The sequence below is a fragment of the Paenibacillus phytorum genome (assembly GCF_013141715.1).
Taxonomy (GTDB): Bacteria; Bacillota; Bacilli; order Paenibacillales; family NBRC-103111; genus Paenibacillus_E; species Paenibacillus_E phytorum.
Map to the genome: position 1 here is coordinate 16,129 of NZ_WHOA01000055.1, position 24,987 is coordinate 41,115.

Genomic DNA, 24,987 nt, shown 5'->3' on the forward strand with positions numbered 1-24,987 from the left:
GTCCGATTTCGTTTACCAGTATAATTTCCAATCTTTATATACCCTTACAAGCGCTTCGAAGTAATAATAGTCCCCCCAAATGCAGCATTCATCGATTCCGTTACCAGGGAATGGCTTGCCGTAAACGCCATGCAGCAATAACCCATTCGAACGCGGATCACTCCTTGCCGTATACTTGTCAGCCAATGATTTAAGGATAAGTAACGAGGCATTTTCATATTTACGCTTGTTCATGTCAGACAAGGGTAAATGCTTGGCAAGCTCCAGCATACCGCATACGGAGATGGCCGCCGCAGAGCTGTCTCTTTCTTCGTCTCCCTCAGTGAAAATTAAATCCCAGTAGGGCACGTAATCGTCCGGAAGCCTGTTCAAAAAGTAATTCGTCACTTTTTGCCCTATGTCGAGCAGTGCGGAATCCCTTGCGTAAATGTAGCTGAGTGGAAAACCGTACATCGCCCAAGCTTGCCCTCTCGACCAGCATGAATCATCGGAGTATCCTTGCGCCGTCTTGCCGTATTTCGGTTCACCTGTCTCCACATCCATGTAGAAAGTATGGTAACTAGATGCATCGTCTCTGATCAAATGAGCAGCTGCCTGCTTGACGTGATTTTCCGCTGCGGTATAATATTTCTGTTCACCGGTCATTTCGTAAGCCCAATATAACAGCGGCAAGTTCATACAGCAGTCTATAATCATACGACCACGCTGGTTTGGGTTATCCAGATTGCCCCAAGCCTGGATGATTCCCGCTTTCTCGAAATACCGCTCAAGAAGCAAATCGGCCGCATGGAGTGCCGTTTGCTTCGCCTCCTCGTTACCGGTCAACTTGTAGGCAGAGACACAAGAGAGCGTATAGAGGAATCCCAGGTCATGAGTGGCCGTATGTTTTTTATCCTCTAGCCGTTTCCGGTAGCTTTCCAACTGCCCTTCAGCTGTTAACCGATATTTCATATCTCCTGTAACTTCATAAGCCAGCCACAGCATCCCCGTCCAAAACCCTGGGGTCCATTCCATATTGTCCCATGGTTCGTACACATTCTTTATACTGGACGGCGACGGAAATTTGTGTGTAAAAGTCTCCAGATTACGATCGATTTGCGATAAAACGTATTGAATCTCGTCTTCGCAAAAAGATTTGGTCAGAATAGGAGCATCGTCATATTTCCTCATATCTTGAATTCCTTCGTCTTTAACGCGTAACATAAAAGTTCTCCTTCCAGATTCCACCTGCTAATCCAACGAATTTGGTGGATTGTTCTTTTTTTACATCATTCGGTCAGCGAGAAAGTTCAAATTATTCAAGCTGATTTGCAGGCTGTCCATCGGTTTGCCCGGGCATTCGTCCTGCTCTACGCAATACCATTCGATGCCGTTCCGCTCGCCCCAAGTCAAAATCGGCACAAAGTCGATGACGCCAGTGCCGATTTCGGCGAACGTTTGTCGTTCGTCGTTCGTCATATCCTTTAAGTGAATGATCGGCATCCGGTTCGCGTAAGAAGCGATGAACGATACCGGATCTCTACCGCCCTTTTTTACCCAGAATACGTCGATTTCGGCAAGCAGCGCATTGTCTGCGGAAGGCTCCAGCAAAAATTCGAGTGACGATTTGCCTTCGATCACCGTATCGAACTCCCAAGAGTGGTTGTGGTAACTGATCCGGTAGCCCTGCGGAGCAAGCTTTCGCGCAATTTCGTTCATTTCGCTGCGGATCGCCCGAAAGCCTTCTTCGCTGCGAACCGGAATATACGGCAAAATCAAGTCTCTCGTGCCAAAAAGACGCGCTTCCTCCACAACCTTGTCAAGCTCTCCGCGAAACCGGTCAAGCCCGATATGCAGACCCGCGGTGCCGAGCCCCGTTTCCTTCAATACCGCTGCGATTTCTTCGGCTTTGTAGCCGCGCAGACCGGAAATTTGAACGCCGGCCCATCCCATTTCTTTCAACTCGCGAAGTACGCCCGGAAAATCCTGCTCCAACTCGTTTCGAAGCGTGAACAACTGAGCTGCAAATTTGTTTTTCATTGGATAAACACCCCTTTGGCAGTATATAAAAAAGTATTGTTCAACTCTTTGATCTTACATATCATTTTTCAAATAATCATTTTCATCTATCACAATGGATTGACCGTTTAGCAGGTTCAGCCTGATTTGTCGATCGCGAACGTCTCCCGAAGCTTCAACTTCCGCTACCGGGCACTTTTCTCCCGCGTTTGTCGGGAACAATAGGGTAACCGCGCGAACCGGACCTTCAGCCGTCAAATCATAGATAACCGTGGGAGTAGGCGCATATGCCCCTTGCGCAAAAGTATCGGTGTTTTTCCACCCTTGCCACTCCGGTTCGGTTTGCCCTTGTACGATTTTGCCAGCCAGATTTTCCATTCGGTTAGTCATTAGGGTCAGATTCGGACCTTCATCGTTCAAGGTAACACTCTTCAATCCCTGAACAACCGCCGATTCACTATCCAGATGCCATAAGAATTCATAGTTATGCTCTTTTCCGTCTTGCGGCGTCAGCCTATCGATCACCAGAAAGCATGGAGCGACGAGCGGATGGTTTTTCAGAAACAGCACGCTTCGACTGTGCGTGACTCTTAGCTGTGCCTGGTCGCCATAGCCTTCATCATAGGATCCATGGGCATAATCGAAATTGTCGGAGGAATGCCATTTTGCGTCTGCCGGCAAATGGATGTCGTCCTCCTTCCATTGGTAAGCCACTCTCCGGTTTTGATCCGAGCCGTCTACAAGAACCGTGTTGTGAGAGCGGGTGGACTCTACATAGCTCCGCATCTCGGAGGTGTCATAAGCGTAGTTGCCTCCTTCGGTTAGTAATAGCTTACCGTAGGCATGAATCAGCAAATTCAATTTATCCTCATGCTGGTGACCTTTCCCGAAGGGCCCCGCGTCGAACATCGCCCATACAGCTTGTCGGTCCCAACCGTTTCGCATGACATAGTACCCACTGTAGGTAAATGGTATGGACGTTTCAATCGGCGGTTTCCCTTCTTGTCCTTCCGTTAATGCCCAAAGAAAATCGTGTCGATGCGGATATCGACGTGCCGCCTCGGGCGTGGAAGCTGCGGCCGACACTTTCAGCCAACGGCCGTCATTCAAATCCGGCAAGCGACCGTCCGGCATCATCAGCTTGACATGGAGGGAGCAGGCATTTTCAAGTGCGTTAACAAGTTCGGTAGCAATCGGGAGCCTGTATGCTTCATACAATTGAATGACTTGAAAATAATTGATTACCGTAACTTCGTGATAATTCGTGCTCAATTCGAACTGAAATCCGTCCGGGTATAGTTGTCTGTTCAACTCTTTGATCAGCATCTCCTGAGCATAATTTTTCCAGTTTTCCGCTTCCCTAAATTCGGGACAAAGTATGCCAATGTGGGACAGACCATTCATCTCCATAAGCAGCCAGTTGCCTTGTCGGTGATGGTGACGGAGCCGCATAGCATGTTCCAGTAAGGATTTATACCAATCGATCAACACATCGTCGGTGAAATGGGGAGAACGGTAACAGGCATGAAGTGCGTACGGCCAGGCATTGCCCATACGCAACCCGCACTCGATCGTCCGCCACCCGTATCCCGGCCCACTTTCTGGCACAACGACCTGCTGAACCCAGCTGGTAAACAAGTTAACGAGTCCCTCGGCATATTTTTCGTCTCCTGTTTCCCTGTAACGTCTCGCCAGCACTTCCCATTCCCAATGGCGGTTCAACTGCCAGGTCCATTCCAAATAATGATTGAAAGTAGGATTGCTGGACCAGTCCACCATTCCGGAGAATTGGTGGGGCGTACCGCAAGATACAAGCTTTAACGATAATATGCGCTCGCCCATTTCTTCCATCGTCTCACCCGGAAGATAATACAGGTTTTGCAGTTCGTGAGACGGGATCTGGAAATACAGATCCGAACGCAAAGACTTCCGCACATGTTCAGAAAATAATTGGCGCGCCTTTCCGAAGTCTTCGCTTTCGACCGCTTTCTTTACATACTCAAGGCCCGGCAAGTTCATATTGATCGATGTGAAAAATTCGTAATCGCTTACACGAGGACCAGATTGTGTTTGGTTTTCCACTTTATAATGACCTCCATTTGGTTCAATAGTCTTAATCGGGAGAACGGTTTTCAAGAATCTACCTTTTTCCCCTGCTGTTCTTTTAACTCGACGTTACGATAATCGCTTGGATTCATCCCAAGCATTCGTTTGAAAATTTTATTGAAATGCCGGTAATTTTCCAGCCCGACCTGCTCAGCGATTTCGTTTGTCCGAAGATTTGTAGTTGTAATCAGTAGCTTGGCTTTGTTGACCCGCTGCTCCATGATGTATTGAGTAAATGTTCGACCCGTTGTTTTTTTGAACATGGCGCTGAAATATGGTGCGCTGTAGCCGGCTTGTGCGGCCACTGCTTCCATGCGATAAGACTTGCTAACATCAGCTTGCAGCTGCCGAATGACATCATTCATGACGTCGTTCGGATATCCGGGGACGGGATCACTGATTGGCGGGCGCTCTTCCATTTTGTGAGAAGCATGAACGCGCTCTTCAAGCTTAGGTATAAGCTTCTTTAACGTTTCGGCAAGCAACGTATCTTGTGCCAAGCAGTCTTCTTTTAACAAATACGACGAAGCACCTAGTTCGATCGCCTTTTGCGCGAGATGAAAGTCGCTATGGCAACTTAAAATGACCATAAGCGGCATTTCCTGTTCCAGCTTGGTGAGTTCAACCATCATCTCGATTCCATCCATAACTGGCATTGTGATATCTGTTACCAGAAAATGGGGTTTGTGTTCTTTACACAACTGCAACCCTTTTTCCCCGTTTGCCGCCTCCCCCACAACATGGAACAGCTCGTTCTCCTCGGTGATCATCTGCTTATACACTTCGCGAGCCGGCTTCTCGTCTTCGACAATCATCACTTTATATGGTGCCATTATTTGGGAGTATCCTTTCTTCCGTAGATGAAGTATCTATACTTTCGTAGTCCAGTTTCCCGCTAGGAATGAAGATTGTCACAATCGCTCCGTTCGCACTGCTATGAATTTGAAATTCCGTTTGCTCGCCATAGAGCAATCTAACCCGCTCCCATACATTTTTTACGCCGATGCTCTCACTCTGCAGACCTTGTACCAAATTCGTGTTGAGTGCATTCAGCCGATCCGGATCAATTCCTATACCGTTATCTTCGATTTGCAGCAGGACTGTTTCTTTCGAAACCTGTACAGCCCGAACGGTTATTATCCCCTCTTCGTCCTCCTTGGCCAAAATACCATGGAACAATGAATTTTCGATCAAAGGCTGCAGAAGCAATTTTGGAATGAGCATTCCGTTTAGAAGCTCTTCAATCTCTAAATTCAGGATAATACGACGATCATACCGCAGCTGAATCATGCTCACATAATCGGTTATATATTTCAACTCCTGGGAAAGTGGAACGAGTTGTTCGTAGTTTTCCATCGAATAGCGCAGGATCGAGATCAGACTGCGCATCATCGACTTGATTTTGTTATAATCCCGAAGCGTGGCGTACACGCTGATCGTGTTCAAGGTGTTGTAAATCAAGTGCGGGTTGATTTGCGACTGCAGTACGCGGATTTCATTACGTCGCTTCAATTCCTCTGATTTCTGTAAATCCTCCATAAGCAATTGAAGTCGGGAAGCCATCTTGTTCAACATTACACCTAAATCGCCGATTTCGTTGTTTGGATACTTCGTGTCTTGCGTCGTGAAATCGCCAATCTGAATAAGCTGCATATGATGTTTAAGCCTTTTCAGAGGGTTATATAGGCTGTATCCGATTACCAACGAAACGATCAGACCGAGCAGCATCAGCACGAAAAGTGCGATCAAGGCGGATTTTGTTATAAAATGCGTACTCTCCGACAAAAGAGCATTCGGAATTTCCGAGACGATTATCCATTCGTGAAAATCTCTCGATTGTTTCACCGATACAAGTGAGTGCCCTAACGTGAACTGATCGCTCCGTTTGCTTTGTTGCCAGCTGTCCAGAAGCTGCCCGATATGTTCGTTCAGGACAAAAGTATCTGCACTGCTAGTCGAGGCGATGATCTTCCTGTCCGATGAAAGGATATAGATCGCGCCTTCCGGTCCCAAATTGATGTTCTGAATCGTTTTCTTCAACGCATTGTTCGGCAGGGTAATGATTATAACTCCTTTAAAGCCGCTCCCATTGGAATACGATACTTTACGCATGAAAAAGCTGTTGTTTTGCAAAAAGGGATCACTGTCATTCTGATCAACAACCAGTAAAAAAGGCTTGTTCGATTGCTCGAATCGTTCAATCAGTTCTGCGTAACGCGACTGTTTCAGCGGAACAATCGCGTCGATTGAAGAAACCACTTCGCCGGACTCGACTGAATAGAGTACGATATCGTCGATGTCCCCGATTGCCGTTTTGCCCGTATCCAATACGCGCTGAAGCTCCTGATTTTGCATGACATAATTGAAAAAGTTCTTTTGTGAATCCATTAAATTAATAATACTTGGCGATATCCCATATTGAGAGCTAACTTGTTGCATGCGCGACATCGTGATGTCGATACGCTCCATTGTTTGGCTCACGACCTGCAAATTGAGCATCTTGACTTTGTCTATGACCGTTTGATTGGAGAGGGTTATAGTCAAATAAGCGAAAATTAGCAGGGGTACGACAGAAACGAGAAACAATATAAAAATTACTTTCACAAAAAAGCTTCTTCGTAAAAAGCTTAAAAACGAAGTTCGCATCCTGTCATCGCCGCCTTTTCAGCCTCATGTTGTTCCGCTTGCTCATCGTTTTTACCTGCATTCAGTACGGCGATGCTGATCAGCGCATATTTAGACACTAATGGCATCGATGCTGCAATCCGACAAACAATCTATTCTTTAATCGATCCCAGCATGGATCCCTGTGCGAAATATTTTTGCAAAAACGGATAAATAGCAACTATCGGGATCATAGATATGATGACCGCTGCCATTTTGATACTGTCGCCAAGTTGAGCGATATTCTTCTCTTCCAAGCTAAATTCATTATTGATATTTGCTGTGCCAACGATAATCATTTGCCTTAATAGCACTTGTACGGTCCACATGCTGCTCTTGCTCAAATAAATAACGGCTCCAAAAAACTCATTCCAGTGTCCGACCATGAACATGAGTCCAAATGTTGCCATAACCGGCATCGAAAGTGGAAGCACGATCGACCATAAAATCCGAACTTCCCCCGCTCCGTCGATTCGCGCCGCTTCGTCCAAGCTTTCCGGAAGTGCTTGGAAAAAAGTTTTCATCACCATAATCGTGAAAGCATTTGTAGCGCCTGGCAGTATCAGCGCCCAGTAAGTATTAAGCAACCCTAGTGATTTTATCAGCAAATAATTCGGTATTAACCCGACCGAGAACAGCATCGTGAAAAAAATGATCAGCATCATCGCACGCCGGCCAGGCAAAAACTTTTTGGACAATGCATAGGCAAGCGTTACTGAAAACAGCAGATTAATGGCCGTTCCGACTATCGTGATATACATCGTATTGCCGATCGCATGAATGAATCGATTCGTCGATAGTAGATACTTGTATCCTTCCAGTGTGAATTCTTTCGGTACGAGAAAAAAATTTCCTCCCATCGACTCTCCACCGCCGCTAAATGAAACGGCCACGACGTACAGAAACGGAATAAACACAAGCATGCCGAAGAGCAGCATGAACAATGTATTCGTTGCATCAAATATAGTGAATTTATCTCTTATCCTCACGTTTGTTTACCTCGATCCGGCTTAAAATACACCGTCTTCTCCCGCTTTTTTGGCCAAATAGTTACTGACGATAACCATAATCAATCCGATAACCGAGTTGAACAATCCGGCCGCAATACCGTAGCTGAATTGGGACTGCGTTAAGCCGACCCGGTATACATAGAGATCGAACACGTCGGAGACGTCTTGATTGAGCTGGTTGCTCATCAGAAAAACCTGCATGAAGTTCGAATCCATAATGCTGCCGATGCGCAGCACTAACAATATGATAATAGTGCTCTTAATGCCGGGAAGGGTAACATGCCATATTCGCTGCCATCTTCCGGCACCGTCCATCTTGGCTGCTTCATAAAGGTCAGGATTTACGCCTGCAATCGCCGCAAGAAAGATGACCGTTCCCCAACCCGCTTCCTTCCAAATCCCCTGAAGTACCGCGAGCGGCCGGAACCACTCATTACTTGTCATAAACCCGATTCCTTTGCCGATGGCTTCCCCAACATAATGGTTAATGACACCTGACGGCCCGAAGAAAATGAGCGTAATCGCTACGACAACGACCCAAGAAAGAAAATGCGGCAAGTAAACGACCGTCTGCACGATTTTTCTCATCAGCACTGAACGCAGCTCGCTCAACATAATCGCCAGAAAAATGACAAACGGAAAATAAAAGGCCAAATTATAGAGGCTTAACATCAGCGTGTTCTTTAGAAGAAGAAGGAACGCTTCATTTGTGAAAAACTCCTGGAAATGCTTAAAGCCCACCCATGGACTTCTCCAAAATCCCAAAAACGGACTATAGTCCTGAAAAGAGAGCAGGATGCCCCACATCGGAAAATATTTAAAAACTATAAAATAAATCATACCCGGCGCAGCCAGTAAATAAAACCACAAGTATTTTTTTGCATTTTTCTTGAAATAGGACTTCTCTGTGGCGCCTGAATATTGCGCTTTCATTTGTAGCGCCGATTGTTCGCCCACCTGTAAAGCCATCTGCAGCCCTCCTTAATTCCATGATGTAATCTTATCTTATTCATCTGCATCCGGTATGAGAAAGTGAAGAATTGCCGTCCTCAACTTCAGGAAGACAATTCTCCAAGATCCGTGTTACTTTTTCTGGGCGTTATACTGCTCCATATACTCTTTCGCTATCTGGTTACCGTATGTTTTCTCCCAACCTTCGATTTCGGCCTTTACCGTATCTAGAGTGCCTTCGCCGATGACATATTTCAATGCGGCAGTACTGAGCTTCTTCAGATTATCGGGATTTTTGGCATTCGTTTCCGAAATCAATCCGTCGAATGGATTCACTACAGCGACTTTCTCAAAACTGTCAGTGATATTTTTCATAATTTGTCTAACCGGAGCAGAAGCGTCTGATTTGACGTATAAATAGGGATCATAACGATTTTCAAGCGCCCAGAGGTTTGGCTGTTCTTCCTTGTACAGTTTTATCTGCTCAGGCGACTGCTCCACCTTGCCGTCCTTATAACTTGTAGAATGCATCCCGATTATCCCAGCTTGGCTATACGCTTGATTTTCCTCACTAGCCGTGAAATCAAGATAATCGACGATTTTCTGAACCTTGTCTTTTGGCGTCGTACTCGGAATCGCCCATAATCCATAGTAACCGCCAGACTTTTGAATACCGCCTTTTCCATCTGGCCCCTTCAACACAGGAATGAGTTCCAAGTTCGTGTTGGGATCGGCTTTGCGAATTTGGGCCATGTTGCCGTTCGGGCTGTCATTCAATTCCGAAACATTCGTGGCTCTGGATCCGACAATACCTTGAAGATATTGAGCTTGGGCCTGAGAGGATTTTAATACTGGAGCGTTCTTGTCGAAAAGTCCATCCGCCCACGCTTGCTTTACCCAATCTAAATAAGTCAAATATTCCGGTGTTTGAATCGCATATTTAGGAGCGCCATTCTCGATTTTCCATCCATTAGGCATGCCTAATGCAAACTGAACCGGTGCGAGCCAACCGAAAACCGTATACGAGTTTGTAGGGTAGGTGACGATCGGCACGGTCTTCCCTCCACCAGCCGGATCCTTTTCCTTGAAAGTTTTCATTACTTGGTTAAATTCGCTCAGGGTCTCCGGCGTTTTCAAACCGTACTTGTCCAACCAGTCTTTACGTATCGCTATATTTCCCTGCGCACCATACATTTGACGCGGGCGGGGGATACCGTATACTTTGTTGTCAACCTTCGTTTGGGTCCAAGTGATTTCAGGGATCAGGCTCAGATTCTTTTTGTCTTTCAGATAAGGGGTAAGGTCATGGAAAGCGCCCTGTTTCACGTAATTGGCAAACACGCTGTCTTTTCCGTTATCGAACAAAATGAGGTCGTAGGTGGACGAATTAGCCATTGCCAAGCTGATTTTATCTTTGTATACATCCTCGATAGCCAGTTCGAGTTCAAGCTTGACGTTGCCTCGTTTCTCGATATCTTCCTTCGCTTTGTTTAAATCCAATTTAGGCGGATCGCCTGGTTGTATGAGAAGCACCTTTAAGTTAGTTGGCTCGCTGGAAACTGATGCTCCAGTTGAAGGTTTCTTATCATTCTCGGAACTGCCACATCCGGTCAATACTCCCGCTATCAGGATGGCGGCTGCCAGAGGAGCCATTGCAAATTTCCTTTTCATTCTTTAAAACCCCTTTCGTTTTTTCTTCGGATTCGTTTGCTAAATCAATCGATTACCTCGTATGTTTACGCTTGTTGTGAGAGCCTCTCCCTTCCCAACTCATTTCCTTTTCATAATAGAAGAGACTGCTGCAGCAATTAATAATACGCTTACATGTTTCGGCTGCAGGTTTATATGAGTAATCTTACTAAACTTTTGATTGCGCTTACATGATCTACTTTAAGCGAAGTGTATCCTGATTTACGGGAATGGAACATCACTATGTCTGGGCTTTTTTCTATTTTATCTCATAACTCGTCTTGCGCTTTCCTCCACTGCTCTTATGATCCTCTTAAGTAGTGAAGCTTGCTGCCAGCGGGAACAATTCCCCTGGCTACGGTTGCTTGAGCTAATGCACCATGCCTTTACGCCACCAGCGTGTAAAATGTTCCAGCATAGGATGATCGCCGTCCACACCTATATCTACCTGGATCCATTCTCCGCTCGAGACACGTGCGTGCATACCCGCTGAACGTTCTAGAAGCTTATCGAAATAGTCCTCCACTTTATCACTAGTTCCTAAGATTTCGCCCGCAACTACATAATGCGATAAGTCGATCATCAATCGGAGCTCCGGTAGGGCCTCTACATAGCCAGTTGTTCAGATTAAATCTTGGGTGACAGTCCACCTGTGAGTCTCGATAAAGTGTGGAATTATAAATTCCTCAGAAACTTTTAACAAGCCCTCTAATAAATGAACTGCTTCTTTATCAATGACGAAAGAGTCTGACACCTGCGAGTTGCTGTATTGCAATCTGCCAAATTGATTGGCATGCTGAAGTATACCAATCATATCTTGTGGTTTCGCAGGGTAAGCAATGGCACTGAAACTTAGCTTGTAGCGATCAAGTAAACGGTGCCAAGTATCCATGTCTTCTAGAGAAGGCAACAAATAGCTAACCCCTTTGAATCCTGCTTCCGCAATTTCCTCGAATTTCTGCTCCAAGGATCATTCTTCACCATTCTCTCCTAACCCTTCCATAGCCCATAAGGCTTGTTGGACGTCCAATCTAGGTCCATTTATGGTTCCGTCATTAATTCGATTCCAACTGCTACTAAGTCATTCGGATCGAGTATCGCTTGTTTCTGAATGAGCATTTCCGAGAGACGAATATCATTGGCAATTTTCGCGTTTAAGCATACGGCGGATGCCGCAACCAATTGATTTTCATCCGTTAAGTGAAAGAAAAGCTTGTCAGACTCACTCAAATTTCAGATGACTGTCTTTAAATCACGCTCCGTTCTTAGACAACAATTGGAAGAACAGCTCAAGATCAAATCTAAGTTAAGGACAAGACTGCCATTTAGCGGAATGAGGCTGCCTAACAATATCGCGGCAGCCTCATTTTGTAGTTAATTTTAACTATCATTCTTGGATGTGCCCCTTTGAGATTATGAGAAAAACCATTTCTGGATCCACTGGAGACTCATCAAACAATACTAACTCTCCAATAACACGTCTTGTTTTATTTATCAAAAGGCTAACTTAAATATGTTCATTTTCATTGCTAGGTGTATGGTTCACAGTAGAATTATTTGAACTCATTTGAGAATCTCCTTGATTCGTATGAATGCTGTTACCACTTAAATAGTTCGATTAGTAGGTTATCTTTCCTGCTTTCGGTATTAAACTAATCTGCCCGTCTTCAACAAAAACAAAGGGATCATCGACTGCGTTGCAGCCGGTGATCCCCTTTATACTAACGTTCTGCGTTAGCGCAATTCAGAGTCTCAATGTCACCATGAATATTAAATATAATATAACAGGTAATCCTATAGCAGATATTATTGTGATTAACAATTTAAAATTATATCATCAATGTCTGATGTTCCGATGCCTAAGAGCCCCTGAGTGATTTCAACAGATAAACTCACAAAGAATATAAACAACAGATTGGTTATTACTCTTTTGTCCTTTTTGAATAATGACAAATAAGTACCAAGAGGAATAAGAATAACTATATTACCAACCACATTACTAAAAGCGAATTTTTTTATAGTCGCAGAACCGCCAAGTATATATTCCTTTATACTATAAAAAGGAATAAAATTGATTGACCTATTTAAAGTCCTTTGACTATTAAACATCTCCAAAATTGAAATTCTTGATAAGAACAATAATTTAATTAAAAAAACTATGTAACAAATGAAAACACCATATAAAAAGATTGTTTTAATCCGTTCTCGTTTATTCATAATACCTCCATTTTTCATTTTATCCCTGCTTATTCTCTGACGCTCAGTTTATAATTTAAAGAAAGCAAAATCTGGCAAGGACTTCCGGCCGTTAAGAACGGCAATGTCAATCCGCTGGATTACAAAACGTACTTCTACTTTGATGCGAAATCCATTCTTTGCCAGATACCTTGACGGAGACGATGCTGGAGCAGACAAGTAAATAAGTTTAGAAACCGCAGGATGCATGACAGGAATGTCATACCTTGCGGTTTCTTTTATAAGATTCGCTTCTGCTGCCAGAAGTAGAGTATAGTAGGAGTAGTTGAAAATATATTCCAGGAGGCTACAGCCATGTCACAGGAGATTTGGATTAACCTGCCGGTCAAAGATGTTGAGAGGTCAACTGCCTTTTTCAATGAGATTGGATTCCATGCGGTGAGCGTTGGTAACGAGAGAGCCAAGCTTGCCATAGGCCAAACAACGATTCTGCTGTTCCCGGATGCGGCGTTTGAGAAATTTACAGGTTCAAAAACCGCAGATACTTCCCATAGCGCAGAAGTAATATTTTCCATTGGCGCTGAAAGCAGAGAAGAAGTAGATGCCTTTATTCAAAAAGTAGAGTTTGCCGGAGGAAGCATCTTTGGCAAACCGAGTGAAATTGACGGCTGGATGTACGGCGCAGGATTTGCCGACCTGGACGGTCACCGCTGGAACCTGCTGTACATGGATGAGAGCAAAATGCCGAAACGCTAATATGGAAACGCCGGCCACCTGCTTAAGGTCACCGGCGTTTTTTTTACACCCCGTATAATCTCATATCTGTCATTCAAATCAAAATCGTTGCTTAGAAGGAAAAATTCGTGGGTTAAACTAATACAAATCACCTGGGTTAGCCCGTGTTAATTTATTGGTCTTACATAAACTATATTAACACATATTGGAACTAACCTGCCCTTTAGTTGAATAGCAAAAAAAGGACCCACAGCAACGGGCTGAGGGTCTAAGTTTTATATTTTAAAGGGGGTCGACTTTTATTATAGGCTTGATTAATTAATGCCACATGAAAATAAGATTTCAATTATGTTACATTTACTTAACACTTGTTTCTCGTTAGCTTTATCGCCAATTCAATAACTGATTGAATGAATGGTGCTTTCTGTTGGGTATATGTCGATCTATCTTCTAAATATAAGGAAGCAAGATGCTTCTTAAGTTGCGCATACTCTACTACTTTCTCCGGATGACATCTGAGGTAATTCCGAAATAGAAGGTTATTGTTCCATTCGTCACTGCTTAATTCATAAACGTGAAGGTGATGTGTTCCCTTTCTCCTTTCTCCTTTACGAAAAAACTTACGATTGGGAAAATCCACTTTTGGAACATATTCGTAGCCAAGCTTTTTTAAAGGTTCTATAAACGAGTCTGCTTCATCAAGATGGTTCACCCCAACAGCGATATCCAATATTGGTTTGGAGGGCAACCCAACTATTGAAGTACTTCCTATATGCTCAATATAAGCTGCCTTGCCTTGTAAAGTTTGACTTATCTTCGTCTTCTCATCCTCAAACTCTTGGAGCCACTCTGTTTTATATTCTTCAATAACTACTTCTTCAGCCAAGTGTATTCCCCTTCCCTAACAGAATTGTCTTTATGAATCATTGAGCTATAGTTCTCCGTTAGTTGAACGATCTCCATAGACGGTGCTAATTTACGTCAGTTAATTTCCATGCATGCAATACATTACCGTTCTTTTTAAGGCTACTTGACCTCAAAAGATTTTTCTCCCTCAACTCGTTAAAGATTAAATAATATTCTTTTTCAAGAATTTCCCAATCGTCATATTGTTTTCCCTCAGCTAAGCATGATGCAGCTATAAAACCTTTAACTCTCCATACTGGATTATTATCCATCCAATCACCATCTAAAAAGCCTTTCCATTTATCGCCATGAGCTGAGCGTAATAATTTCTTATTGACACTATCACTACTTGGTCTAAACACTTCCAGCCGATTATTATTAATAAACACAATCCCACATTTATTACATTGATATACTTTTTTAGTTAGATTGGATGATAACGTTCTAATTTTCATTAATGCTTTTTCTTTATCTATTTCTGATGGTCCTGATTTTTCGATTGCAGAATCAATCTCATCCAAGAAATCAAACCAATCTTGATCTGATATCAAGTGAGCCTTATATGACAAGTAATCAGTTGTATCATATATTGGATGACCACATTCGCACATAATTTTCATTCTACCACGCACCTCCGTTCTTAACCTTTTATATTTACTACAGTTGTTCCAACGACAGTTTAAAGTCGTCAACCGCGAACATTCACTCCTACAATATTACCTTATTTTGGATACCCATGAGAAGGGTATTTCCACGCTAACCTGCCCGTTAGCTCAACAGTTTACCGACCTGCCACCAACCTACACAGATTGCTTTGATGAGATATACAGGCTTGTTGATCCATTTCACGCTGTAGCAATAATACTTTGTTCTTGTCTATATTTACGGCAAAAGATACCTTGTATGACGTCCCTAAATAGTATTTGAAGTGGTTTAATAACACTGCTTAAATGTGAAATATTATGCATTGAACTCCACACTCTCTTCTCATTTCTTTTTTCGTGATAATTACCCAACCATGGGTATTCAAGCATATATCGGCCAATTGAAATTGGGAAATCCAATATAATGCTTATATATACTTATAAATTACTTTAATATACTTAAATTATATGGTAAAGTTACTTATAAGAGGTGAGATTGATGTATCAAGAAGAACGATTACTGAAAATACTCGACTATATTAATAAACACCACGCGATGAGTGTTATGGATATCTGTTCTCTTCTAGATGTATCTAGGGATACAGCCCGAAGAGATATTGTTAAATTAGTACAAGAAGGGGTCGTTATTCGTACACATGGAGGTGTCGCTCTGCCTCAATTGCAGAAGGAAATAGCCACTTATCAGGAACGTTTAATTGACGAAACAGACAGTAAAAGAAAAATTGGGAAGTTAGCAGCTAAACTGGTTCAAGATCGGGAAACAGTCATTTTAGACGTTTCAACTACGGTACAGTCTGTAGCAGAACAAATTTCAGCTAAAAATATTACGGCTGTTACACATTCCATAGACATTGTAGGGATTCTATCAGGTCGGGAAAATCTGCAAGTATATGTACTCGGCGGCTATTTACATGCCAAAAATCGGTTGTTATTTGGACCCTCCGTCATTGATAAGCTGAGAGAATTAAGAGCTGATAAGGCATTTATCGGAGCTACAGCTATACGAGCCGATGGGCTTTACTTTCCTTACGAAGATGATGTTTCTGTTAAAAAAGAGATGGCCCGCAGATCGGATCAGGTCATTGTTGTGGCAGATTTCACAAAGTTTACAAGCAAGTCGGTTTATCGTTTAGATTTTGACTTTGTAGACATTTTAATTACCGATCAAGAGGTGCCTATCGAAATAAGAGAAGTACTTCATAATAAAAATATAACGATTATTCAATGTGAGGAGAAAGACAAATTCGAGGGGGAAAACAGAGATGAGTCTTAAAATTTTACACAATGTAAACGTGATTCAAGAAGATGACCCTGGTCTATCTGCCATACTTTGGATACGAGATGGAATTATTGAAAAGATAGAAAGCGGCCTATCTTCTCTTCCTGAGGGCGAATATGAACTTATGGATGGTCAAGGACATTTATTAATACCAGGCATGATCGATGTTCATATTCACGGTGCCAACGGGTTCGATATGATGGATGGAAGTGAGACAAGTATTCAGGAGGTTTCTCGGGCTTGTGCAGAAACCGGCTGCACCTCGTTTCTGGTCACTTCCGTCAGCTCTACTATTGAAGAATTATTAACCATGATTCGTAGTGTGAAACGTGTCATAGGACATGAAGTCGGGGCCAAAATTGCAGGGCTTCATCTAGAAGGTCCTTACCTGAATCCGAAGCGTAAAGGTATGCAAAATGAACGGTTTTTACGACATCCGAATCTTACTGAAATGAAAGAAATTTTTAACGAAGCAGATGGACTGATTAAGATGGTTACAATAGCCCCCGAATTACCTGGTGGGATGGAACTCATCTCTTTTCTGAAGGAAATGGGCGTAGTTATTGCCGTCGCGCATTCGGATGCCACATACGAGGAGGCCAAGCAAGCCTTTGAAGCAGGAGCGAGTCATGTTACGCATTGTTTCAATGGCATGCGTCCGATTCATCATCGGGATCCCGGTCTGGTTGTAGCCGCTTTTGAAGAAGAACATGTCAGCCTACAAGCGATTGTAGATGGCATTCATTTGCATCCTGCAATCGTTCGAATGATGCATCGTCTGAAAGGACCAGATGGCATGGTACTTATCACAGATGCTTTGCAAGCCATGGGACTTGGTGATGGAAATTATATGTTCGGTGGCCATCATGTTACAGTTTCCGAAGGTGTAGCACGCCTAGAGGATGGGACTTTAGCCTCCAGTACGGTTACGATGAATGAGGCACTTCGTCTAACCATAGAAACCGGCATTTCTTTAATAGACGCGGTTAAAATGGCTTCAAGATCACCTGCACGAATACTAGGCCTGGATAATAAAGGTAGGATCTCCAGGGGTTTTGATGCTGATCTTGTCTTGTTAGATGAACAATTCCAAGTTCAATGGACAATGATTAAGGGGTACATCGTCTAATGCTTGGGTATAAAGGATGCTAAGCAGGAATATCTTCCTCCAAATTCATTGGCAAGAAATGTAGATCCCTGGTTTATAACTAATAAAAGAAACCTCTCCAATGAGTAAGATGGTTGCTCAAGACATCCATTTTACCAAGGTTTGGTTTCTTTTAGTTTGTACAAATCATCAAGAGTGGCTATCCCCTATTTACGCGACCTCCCTTCTAATGATTCGTATTGTCTGAACTACAATTTCGATTGTTTCATTTAAAGTTACCGATGACCGAAGCCTTGAATTGTCGTTTATTGAGCTAAAGTTTCCCGTTAAGCTGCTCTAGAAGTCTGCAGGATGGAGCATTGGCAGTCTGTGTCTCAGCTATTACTCTGGATAATTCCAGCTCATTAAAAGAGAAATTAATTACTTGACTGAGTACCTCAGTTGCGTATCCAGACCTCCACCAAGTAGGGAGAAATTCATAAGATACCTCTGTGCCACCATCTACATGTTTATCTAAAGAGACTAAGCCAATAAATTCATTGTCTATTTTAGCCTAACAACCCAAAAGTGTGAATCAATTTGGGAGCGATTTAAGATCTCTATAAACTTAGTTCTTGTATATTCTTCGGGGATCGCACCACCTAAGTATCTTCTGACCATTTCATTTACATATATTTTTTTCACGTCTTCGAAATCATCAATTTTTATCTTGGCAAGTATACATCTTCCCGTTTCGATTATAGTTCCTCCTCCCTAATATTCATTGAGCGAAAGTTTTCCGTTAGCGCAATGTTCGCTACGGTTCGTACCCTTAACCTTTTTTCTTTCTTGCTCTTCTCATGAAACTGACAGCGATCACTACGAACACCAATGCTACTACAATAATGTACACATCAATATCCTGTTCAAACATAAACCACATCTTGTGTTCTAAGTTTACTTGTAGTTTTGGTCGTAATCCTTCACCGAACAGTTCAATTGCTTGCTTAGGGTTATTCATTTCAATTGTCGTGCTGCACGGACTGCTGATTAATTCGCCATCCACTTCGCTAATGTATATTAAGTATTTATTCCCTTCCTTGAATTCATAGCCCCAGGTGTAATCAGTTGTTACAATAATTTGCGAATCAACTTCAGTAATCCAACTTCGTTCAACTTCAACTAAAATATATCTAATTTTCTCTTTTGTCCCCGTAAACCCCTCTTGCTTCAAGTCCGCCTTTATTTGCCTAACTTCACCGTAAACAGCTCCACCAAACCTTTCTAAAGCTGCTTGGGGACTTCCCACATCAACGCACGACAAAGCTTTAACATCTTGTTCATTTGAAAAAAAAAAGACCATTGTAAAAGCCATTATCAGGGAGAGTAAACGTTTCAAATTATCCACCTGCTCTGATGATATCTATTTCATAACATCTTTATTGACTCCTCCAGCAGTCAGAAACTTGCTTTAAACTGCCCCGTCCCTCGGAATTAACCAGCGAATTCATCACCGGCAGCTTGCTAGAACTTGTTATACAACTATCGGTTTGCAATAGGTAAGCATTTGATGTGATCTCCAGCTTTTCCCCTGCTCCACAAGGAGCGTACTAGTTTCCCAGTACTCCGCGTTCCCTCTAACTGAATTTACTTGATCATAAGTTCCTCGTTACTCATGAATTTGGGATATGTTAGACTAGTCCTAGACCGTATTTTTCACGGTATTGGTTGATCTGGTTTAACATCAATTCCGTTAGTTGGTCCTTTTTTATACAGTTAGCTCAATTTCTTCTAGGAATAATGGCGATCAACATACTAACTACAAAATAACATATGCCCCCGTAAATGCCTGAGTAATTGGTTTGCTTATCATCAAATAACAAACTCCAAACCAATCCAAAGGCAACAGCTCCTCCAAGTGCATTAATTAATATTCTTTTCAATTAAACACCAATCCCATCTGCCGATAGCGTCTATTTATTGAACTCTTGTTCCGCGTTAGCTCAACAGGCTGCCAATACCAGCAGCCTGTTGTAGATTTATCGTTTATTGACGGAAAAATGCTTCGTGAGCTTTTGGGGGGTTCTCGAACCAATGGGCCACTTGGTCAGCGATCTGTTGATCCATGGCTGCCTGCAAAAGTATTTGTATGATAGGTTCGGGCAGTGGTCCTGTCATAGCATTGGTCCATTCTGTCACTGCAGTCAAGTAGGGGCGGATGCGGCTCCAGTATTCGATTCCGACTTTTTCATCCCACGGGGATTCCTTGTGTGCCATAAGGGTTTCAAACAACTGTTCCGCACAATAGGAGGCCGTATTGCAGCCTTGACCCGTAATTGGATCTGCAAGGAAGACACTATCACCGCATCCAAGCACTAAAGTGCCGTTCAGCATCAGATAGGGCCGGCGAATAAACGGTGTAATCGCTGTTTGGAGATAAGCTGCTTCATCGACCAGAGAGAACCGATCCAGATCGACGCGCTCGTAAATCCCAGGGAAATGTTCCACTAGAATGCACTTCATCCTTTCCTCAAATTCTTGAGCGGATCTTACACCTTTGAAAGCATCCAACGGACCCTCGGGCACTGCCTCTATGAATAAAATGGTTACTGTTCCCTGTTCGGTTAATGCGGGAATTTCAAACATTTCACCGGCCCCGGGAAGCACCGTTATCGAAACCCCCTCAGGATGAACCGAGGCTACTCCCTTAAAATATCCGACGATGCATTTACGCTGCGGAGTATGAAATGGCGTCAGTTCGGCTTCAACTGGGAATGGAAGCAGCGGGCCTGATTTTCCGGTGGCATCGATCAGGATATCATAAGACTCAGCCAATGTCTTAATCTCGTTTGACAAAACGCGGGCCTTACGCATACGCACACCTTGTTGCGTCAAATCGTCCATTGCCTTGGAGAAGGCCATTCGCTGATCGACAGACGTTGCCTCGCCCCTCAGCCTCCCTACAAATAGCTTCTGCTGGCCCATGTTGAAGTGGACCGATTTAATGGAAGGAGCTTTATCCATTTCCAGCATTTGAAAGCGATTCTCGCGATCCAACGTCGTACGAAAATGAACCTGGGTCGATCGTATTCTTCCACGGCGAACCTCATCCTGTTCCTCGAAATGATGCAGCGTTACGTCAAAATCATTTTTAAGGGAATAGGCAAGCTGCAGTCCTGCTGCACCACTACCTATAATTCCAATCCGTTTTTTCATAAATTCATCTCCTTTTTTAACGGGCTTTACTAAGAATACCGAAAATCTCATTGAATCAAAAGGGAATATTTACCTAGAAAATGCACTTGATCAAGCAAATATAGATATTCGAGACTACGGCGTACTATTGACGACTGACATGCACACTCTTCCACTCGGGGACTGTTGACAAAGTAAGGCTAGGGGCAAAGAAAACGTTCTCCCGTTAGCGTAACGCTGCTCCCATATAACCTTAATTTTGCAAAATAATGCGAGACCACGAAAGAGGCCCAGTTTTGACGCGCTAATAACAACAGTAAATTATTTCAGTCAAATAATGTGCAATAACTACCTTATATAAAACCGTTTCAGGCAATTAGAACGTTTAATAAAATACTATGAGAAGAGCAGAAGGAGGTAGAAATCCATGTTTTCGTCCTGTGGAACGAGAATGCGTAAAGCACCAACGGCGCCCAATACAATTCTAAATTTCACGCCCAATAATGGAACATTTGTGTACTGCAACAATCCCGAGCAGTTGTTTGATTCCGATCTTGGCGATCAAGCAACCGGATTTGGCAACCATTATCTTTTATGGTCAATGGTGACGGGAGAATGCCAAGCCTATTATGAGCATGAAAATATGACAGGACGCACGATTGGATATGGATTACAAATCTATAATCCGAACGAAACGCCTATAAGCATTCGAGTGACTGGGGTCGGATTCGGAAACAACGCATTTACATGTTGGACGCAGTTTTTCAACAAAACGAGCGGAGGCGGGGGAACGGTAGGTACATTTACGGTTAAACCGAAAGAAGTATTATGGATCCAACGTAACGACAATTCCATTTCGCCGGGTGCGATCTTTAACGGCGCAGTCGGCTTTGATGTATCGGGTGGCAGCGTATATGTATTTAATTACGCATATGACGAATTCGCAAATATTGACGGTACAGCCACATATTTGGGGTATGTAACGCGAATCGATCCGAGCGGCCAAAACGAGGCTCTTGTCTACAAAGGAATCGCAACCGGATTTATTGCTGCCGCTGCCTTAAACAAACCCATGTCGTCTCTATTACAGCAGAGTGCCGCCTGGCAAACAAATGACTGTCCGGGAAGCGATATGGTAAGCATAACCTGCCCACTGACGGATACGAGCAACCCAATCTACACAACGTTTACGTGTGCCAACGGTGATAATTTGGGAAACTGGGGCATCCGCAACACTTATACCTTTACCGTAACTAATGATACGGATCGGAGCCGTACCGTAAATCTAGTGGTAGCCCAGCCATACTTCTTTTCGAATGTGTTTGTCGAAGTGTTGGGCAGCACTGGTGGTTGCGCAATTAACAAGTCCAACTGGAAGTATTACAGCTTCGCGTTGCTGCCAAGTGAGAGCCGAACCGTTACCTTCCAAGTCATTTTAAGCGGCAGCAGTTATGGCGGATTAATTAACAGCATTGTGGTGAAATGAAAAGATGGGTTTGAAAACAAAAGCCGCTAAAAACTATGCAGTAATATTGCTTAGTTTTCAGCGGTTATTTTACTTACTTATAACACCACAGTATACTGCGCTGCCGCACTCCAGCTTCATTTAGCGAAATCGCGTCCGCGAACGACAACTTTATCGTTGTACACTTCCACGTAAAGTCCTTCGCTTTTATTTCCCTTAATTGCCTGGTCCTGATCGTTAAATAATATCCCCTCAGAGTTTAAAGTCTTTCCTTATACAATTCTTAGATTATTACTATACTAACCTGCCCGTCCACACACCTTTTACAATGTATTTAGAACCATTTTTTTTAGGATAACGATTTACGTTTTAGTTTTAAATCAAGGATTGTCCAGTCACAATCTAATAAATCTTCATAGAATAAAAGAAACAAACTAGTTACGGAGATGAAGAGAATGCGCGCAATAGAAAAGTATAAGATCAATCAAAACTTTATCCCCAATTTGCCACAGATACCTTTTAGGAAGGGTGTCGTGCAATATGAAGGCGTAGTTATGCATGCTACAGCCGTTTATAATGACACTCCCGCAGGAGAAAGGAATTACGAAACGACACATTTTGAAGATGCTTTCGTTCATACGTTTACTGATGATACGCAGATTCTTCAGGTCGCAGATTTTAACTATATCTCGTGGAATGCGGGACATACTGCAAACGAGCGGTACCTGGGTAATGAACTTTGTCAAACCCATGATCACAAAAAGTTTCTTGCTGCTTATGATAGATGGGTTTGGTTAGCGGCGTACCAATTATATCAAAGAACGTTGGATGTAATAGATAACGAGACACTGAACTCCCATTTACAATGTACTGAAAAATGGCACGAAAGCACTCATACTGACCCCATCGATTATCTGGCGGAACACGGTAAAAGATGGGCCGACGTAATTCAAGATGTAACCAAGTACTATAATCAATTTTTAAAGGAGGAGGTACAAACCATGACAGCTGAAGATGCAAACAAACTGATCGAAATACTAAAGGGTCTATACAACGCTGGTTTAGCCCAGGATGAGGTACACCGATTGGCAAATGCCTTACGGAAAGCATCCGGACAACCTTTGGGGTAATTTTCAAGAATAGAATTGGAATAAAGCGGTCCTGAACATAGGACCGCTTTTTATTCAATACAAGCGAAAATACGACATAGAAGCTGAACTATTTTGAACATGTTCCTGTTCTAATCAACAACGGAAGTTTGCTTTTCAAACCCTTTGTAACTAGTAAAACGCCTATTCGAAATCCTTTCGGCTATATAAACGTCACCATCTATTGAGCTATCGTTTCTCGTTAGTTCAAGACTCTTAACTATCATGTCATTTTAGAACTACCATGCTCTAACCTTAATTCAACAGGTAGCTTAAAAATAATGTAATTAGCAGTCCACATTTGTGATTCAATAATGAGCTTATCTCCTGTTCCCTTTGATTCAAATACATATCCAGAGCCGATTTGCTCTAAAAAAGTAAATCCACCTAATGTATTGAACTGTTTTATGAGTTCATTCCCAAAAGTTTCTTGACTTCCTTGATAAATATACCAATTGAAGTTGTCATTATTAGTAAGATACCTGATATCATTATGTCTATTTGATATCTTCTCATACGCTTCCTTCTTCGTTAAGCCCTCGACTGGTAAATCAGGTAAGTAGAACCTTGATTTTATTATGGTGTTCCCGAGAAAGAACAATAGAACAGCAAACATCAATATCGCAAATACAATGAAATATTTCTTAGACAATTGGGGTATCTCCTTCTTGGGGGGTATTACAATATAGACGTATCGTGTCTGAAAACGTTGCATTCCCTTAATACAAATTAATGGAGGTTTCTCCATTAATCTGCCCGTTAGCGGAACAGGCTACTGAGATAAATCTGCGGTAGCCTGTTGTGGTATTCGTATTCAACTATCGTTTCCCGTTAGAATTCCTGTGGAACGAATAATTTGGAGTTTGCATAAAAAAGAGCGCCTCTGTACGATGGGAGTACGTAACGGGTCTACAGCCCTTAAAATCCCACATCAGGAGGTCGCTCTACTATGAAGTTTAAAGCACAAGATAAACAAAATCAACTCATTGAAAACATTACCGCTAATCACCTTGTTGTCGGTGTAGATATTGCTCAGGAGACCCACGTTGCTAGAGCTGTTAATTTCCGTGGTATCGCTTTGGGTAATCCACTGGAATTTAGCAATGATGAAGTCGGCTTCCGATCTCTTGATCGCTGGATCCGAGACTTGTTGGCTTCGTACAAACTAAGCCAAATAATCGTCGGCATGGAGCCAACAGGACATTATTGGCTTGCCCTTGCACACTGGCTTAAAGATACCGAGATCGAGGCTGTACTCGTAAATCCTCACCTAGTCAAAAAGAACAAAGAAAACCGTGACAATACACGATCTAAAAGTGACAAAAAAGATGCGCTTGTCATTGCTGACATGGTAAAAAACGGCTACTATTCCCCTGTCCGTTTTCATTCCGCAGAATACGAAGAGCTGCGAGTCCTTATGGCAAATCGAGAGACCGTTGTTAAGCGGCTTGTAAGCGCAGTTAATCAAATTCACCGCTGGGTGGACATTGTGTTCCCTGAACTTAGACAAGTCTTTAAAATCTTAACTTGCAAAGGTGCATTGAAGACTCTTAGGTTGTTTCCTCTCCCCGCCGATCTATCTAAATTAGAACCTAATGATGTGATTGCGGGATGGAAAAAGTCCATGAAACGACACTCAGGTGTGCGTAGAGCTAAGTTGCTCATCGATCTTGCCAAAAAGAGCGTTGGGTCTACCCAGGCAACATATGCTTACAAACTCCATCTTGAGCATCTTCTCGAGGAGTATGACTTAGCAAACACACAGCTGCAGAGAATCGAAGCTGAAGCCAAAGCCGTACTTGAATGAATCCCCTATGCGAGCAAAATCCTTGCCATTACTGGCATAAGTGCGATTGCTTTAGCGGGTGTTTTAGGTGAGTCAGGTGATCTCAG

At 43.0% G+C, this 24,987-nt stretch carries 25 protein-coding genes and 1 pseudogene; 6 read left to right on the plus strand and 20 right to left on the minus strand.

Features of this window, described 5'->3' with window-relative positions; genetic code table 11:
* Positions 1-12 precede the first annotated feature (12 nt).
* From GC098_RS07705 to GC098_RS07760, 13 genes are all read right to left on the minus strand, one after another.
* Positions 13-1,203, minus strand: a complete 1,191-nt coding sequence (locus GC098_RS07705) for a glycoside hydrolase family 88 protein (RefSeq protein ID WP_171642527.1) — start codon at positions 1,201-1,203, stop codon at positions 13-15.
* Between the two features lie 60 nt (positions 1,204-1,263).
* Positions 1,264-2,019 (minus strand): sugar phosphate isomerase/epimerase family protein, encoded by a 756-nt coding sequence (locus GC098_RS07710; protein WP_171642530.1) that lies wholly within the window; start codon positions 2,017-2,019, stop codon positions 1,264-1,266.
* Between the two features lie 54 nt (positions 2,020-2,073).
* Positions 2,074-4,080: an alginate lyase family protein gene (locus GC098_RS07715; RefSeq protein WP_171642532.1), complete on the minus strand. Its 2,007-nt coding sequence runs from the start codon at positions 4,078-4,080 to the stop codon at positions 2,074-2,076.
* A gap of 50 nt (positions 4,081-4,130) precedes the next feature.
* A complete protein-coding gene (locus tag GC098_RS07720; RefSeq protein WP_171642534.1) occupies positions 4,131-4,937 on the minus strand; it encodes a response regulator transcription factor in 807 nt (268 codons plus the stop codon).
* On the minus strand, positions 4,924-6,708 hold the full coding sequence (locus GC098_RS41155; protein WP_171642536.1) for a sensor histidine kinase: 1,785 nt from the start codon (positions 6,706-6,708) through the stop codon (positions 4,924-4,926). Before GC098_RS41155 ends, GC098_RS07720 begins: the two co-directional genes overlap by 14 nt.
* A 23-nt stretch (positions 6,709-6,731) precedes the next feature.
* Positions 6,732-6,857: a hypothetical protein gene (locus tag GC098_RS40765; protein ID WP_281366928.1), complete on the minus strand. Its 126-nt coding sequence runs from the start codon at positions 6,855-6,857 to the stop codon at positions 6,732-6,734.
* A 24-nt stretch (positions 6,858-6,881) separates the two neighbouring features.
* Positions 6,882-7,757 (minus strand): carbohydrate ABC transporter permease, encoded by an 876-nt coding sequence (locus GC098_RS07730; protein WP_312880016.1) that lies wholly within the window; start codon positions 7,755-7,757, stop codon positions 6,882-6,884.
* A 21-nt stretch (positions 7,758-7,778) separates the two neighbouring features.
* Positions 7,779-8,747, minus strand: coding sequence for an ABC transporter permease (locus tag GC098_RS07735; protein WP_246358489.1), 969 nt, complete (start codon positions 8,745-8,747; stop codon positions 7,779-7,781).
* Positions 8,748-8,861: 114 nt separating this feature from the next.
* Positions 8,862-10,400, minus strand: a complete 1,539-nt coding sequence (locus GC098_RS07740) for a type 2 periplasmic-binding domain-containing protein (RefSeq protein WP_171642538.1) — start codon at positions 10,398-10,400, stop codon at positions 8,862-8,864.
* Between the two features lie 388 nt (positions 10,401-10,788).
* On the minus strand, positions 10,789-11,001 hold the full coding sequence (locus GC098_RS07745; RefSeq protein ID WP_171642540.1) for a hypothetical protein: 213 nt from the start codon (positions 10,999-11,001) through the stop codon (positions 10,789-10,791).
* Between the two features lie 39 nt (positions 11,002-11,040).
* Positions 11,041-11,385 carry a hypothetical protein gene (locus GC098_RS07750; protein ID WP_171642542.1) on the minus strand — a complete coding sequence of 115 codons (345 nt, stop codon included), beginning with the start codon at positions 11,383-11,385 and terminating at the stop codon, positions 11,041-11,043.
* Between the two features lie 74 nt (positions 11,386-11,459).
* Positions 11,460-11,648, minus strand: coding sequence for a hypothetical protein (locus GC098_RS07755; RefSeq protein ID WP_171642544.1), 189 nt, complete (start codon positions 11,646-11,648; stop codon positions 11,460-11,462).
* A 585-nt stretch (positions 11,649-12,233) separates the two neighbouring features.
* Complete coding sequence (locus tag GC098_RS07760) at positions 12,234-12,653, minus strand: VanZ family protein (RefSeq protein WP_246358490.1); 420 nt, start codon at positions 12,651-12,653, stop codon at positions 12,234-12,236.
* Between the two features lie 315 nt (positions 12,654-12,968).
* Between GC098_RS07760 and GC098_RS07765 the strand changes: the two genes are divergently transcribed.
* A complete protein-coding gene (locus tag GC098_RS07765; RefSeq protein WP_129731953.1) occupies positions 12,969-13,370 on the plus strand; it encodes a VOC family protein in 402 nt (133 codons plus the stop codon).
* Between the two features lie 340 nt (positions 13,371-13,710).
* Here the strand turns inward: GC098_RS07765 and GC098_RS07770 are convergent, their stop codons facing one another.
* Both GC098_RS07770 and GC098_RS07775 read right to left on the minus strand, forming a co-directional pair.
* Positions 13,711-14,235, minus strand: coding sequence for a GrpB family protein (locus GC098_RS07770; RefSeq protein WP_171642546.1), 525 nt, complete (start codon positions 14,233-14,235; stop codon positions 13,711-13,713).
* Between the two features lie 85 nt (positions 14,236-14,320).
* Positions 14,321-14,875, minus strand: coding sequence for a DUF8617 domain-containing protein (locus GC098_RS07775; protein ID WP_216625193.1), 555 nt, complete (start codon positions 14,873-14,875; stop codon positions 14,321-14,323).
* A gap of 523 nt (positions 14,876-15,398) precedes the next feature.
* Between GC098_RS07775 and GC098_RS07780 the strand changes: the two genes are divergently transcribed.
* Both GC098_RS07780 and nagA read left to right on the plus strand, forming a co-directional pair.
* Positions 15,399-16,193, plus strand: a complete 795-nt coding sequence (locus tag GC098_RS07780) for a DeoR/GlpR family DNA-binding transcription regulator (RefSeq protein WP_171642548.1) — start codon at positions 15,399-15,401, stop codon at positions 16,191-16,193.
* Positions 16,183-17,328, plus strand: a complete 1,146-nt coding sequence (nagA, locus tag GC098_RS07785) for an N-acetylglucosamine-6-phosphate deacetylase (RefSeq protein ID WP_171642550.1) — start codon at positions 16,183-16,185, stop codon at positions 17,326-17,328. The genes GC098_RS07780 and nagA overlap by 11 nt, the downstream gene beginning before the upstream one ends.
* Before the next feature lie 292 nt (positions 17,329-17,620).
* Here the strand turns inward: nagA and GC098_RS41480 are convergent, their stop codons facing one another.
* The 4 genes from GC098_RS41480 to GC098_RS07805 form a co-directional block, all read right to left on the minus strand.
* Entirely contained in the window at positions 17,621-17,854 is a 234-nt protein-coding gene (locus tag GC098_RS41480) for a GNAT family N-acetyltransferase (protein WP_171642573.1), read from the minus strand.
* A 264-nt stretch (positions 17,855-18,118) separates the two neighbouring features.
* Positions 18,119-18,694 (minus strand): hypothetical protein, encoded by a 576-nt coding sequence (locus tag GC098_RS07795; protein WP_171642552.1) that lies wholly within the window; start codon positions 18,692-18,694, stop codon positions 18,119-18,121.
* Positions 18,695-19,067: 373 nt separating this feature from the next.
* Complete coding sequence (locus GC098_RS07800) at positions 19,068-19,229, minus strand: hypothetical protein (protein ID WP_171642554.1); 162 nt, start codon at positions 19,227-19,229, stop codon at positions 19,068-19,070.
* A 103-nt stretch (positions 19,230-19,332) separates the two neighbouring features.
* Positions 19,333-20,502 carry a styrene monooxygenase/indole monooxygenase family protein gene (locus GC098_RS07805; RefSeq protein WP_171642556.1) on the minus strand — a complete coding sequence of 390 codons (1,170 nt, stop codon included), beginning with the start codon at positions 20,500-20,502 and terminating at the stop codon, positions 19,333-19,335.
* A 406-nt stretch (positions 20,503-20,908) separates the two neighbouring features.
* Between GC098_RS07805 and GC098_RS07810 the strand changes: the two genes are divergently transcribed.
* Both GC098_RS07810 and GC098_RS07815 read left to right on the plus strand, forming a co-directional pair.
* Complete coding sequence (locus tag GC098_RS07810) at positions 20,909-21,967, plus strand: hypothetical protein (RefSeq protein ID WP_171642558.1); 1,059 nt, start codon at positions 20,909-20,911, stop codon at positions 21,965-21,967.
* Between the two features lie 434 nt (positions 21,968-22,401).
* Positions 22,402-23,076: a peptidoglycan recognition protein family protein gene (locus GC098_RS07815; RefSeq protein ID WP_171642559.1), complete on the plus strand. Its 675-nt coding sequence runs from the start codon at positions 22,402-22,404 to the stop codon at positions 23,074-23,076.
* A 241-nt stretch (positions 23,077-23,317) separates the two neighbouring features.
* On the opposite strand, the gene GC098_RS07820 is transcribed toward GC098_RS07815, so the two are convergent.
* On the minus strand, positions 23,318-23,746 hold the full coding sequence (locus GC098_RS07820; RefSeq protein WP_171642561.1) for a hypothetical protein: 429 nt from the start codon (positions 23,744-23,746) through the stop codon (positions 23,318-23,320).
* Between the two features lie 297 nt (positions 23,747-24,043).
* Between GC098_RS07820 and GC098_RS07825 the strand changes: the two are divergent.
* Positions 24,044-24,987: pseudogene (locus GC098_RS07825) on the plus strand (IS110 family RNA-guided transposase); the annotation flags it as partial.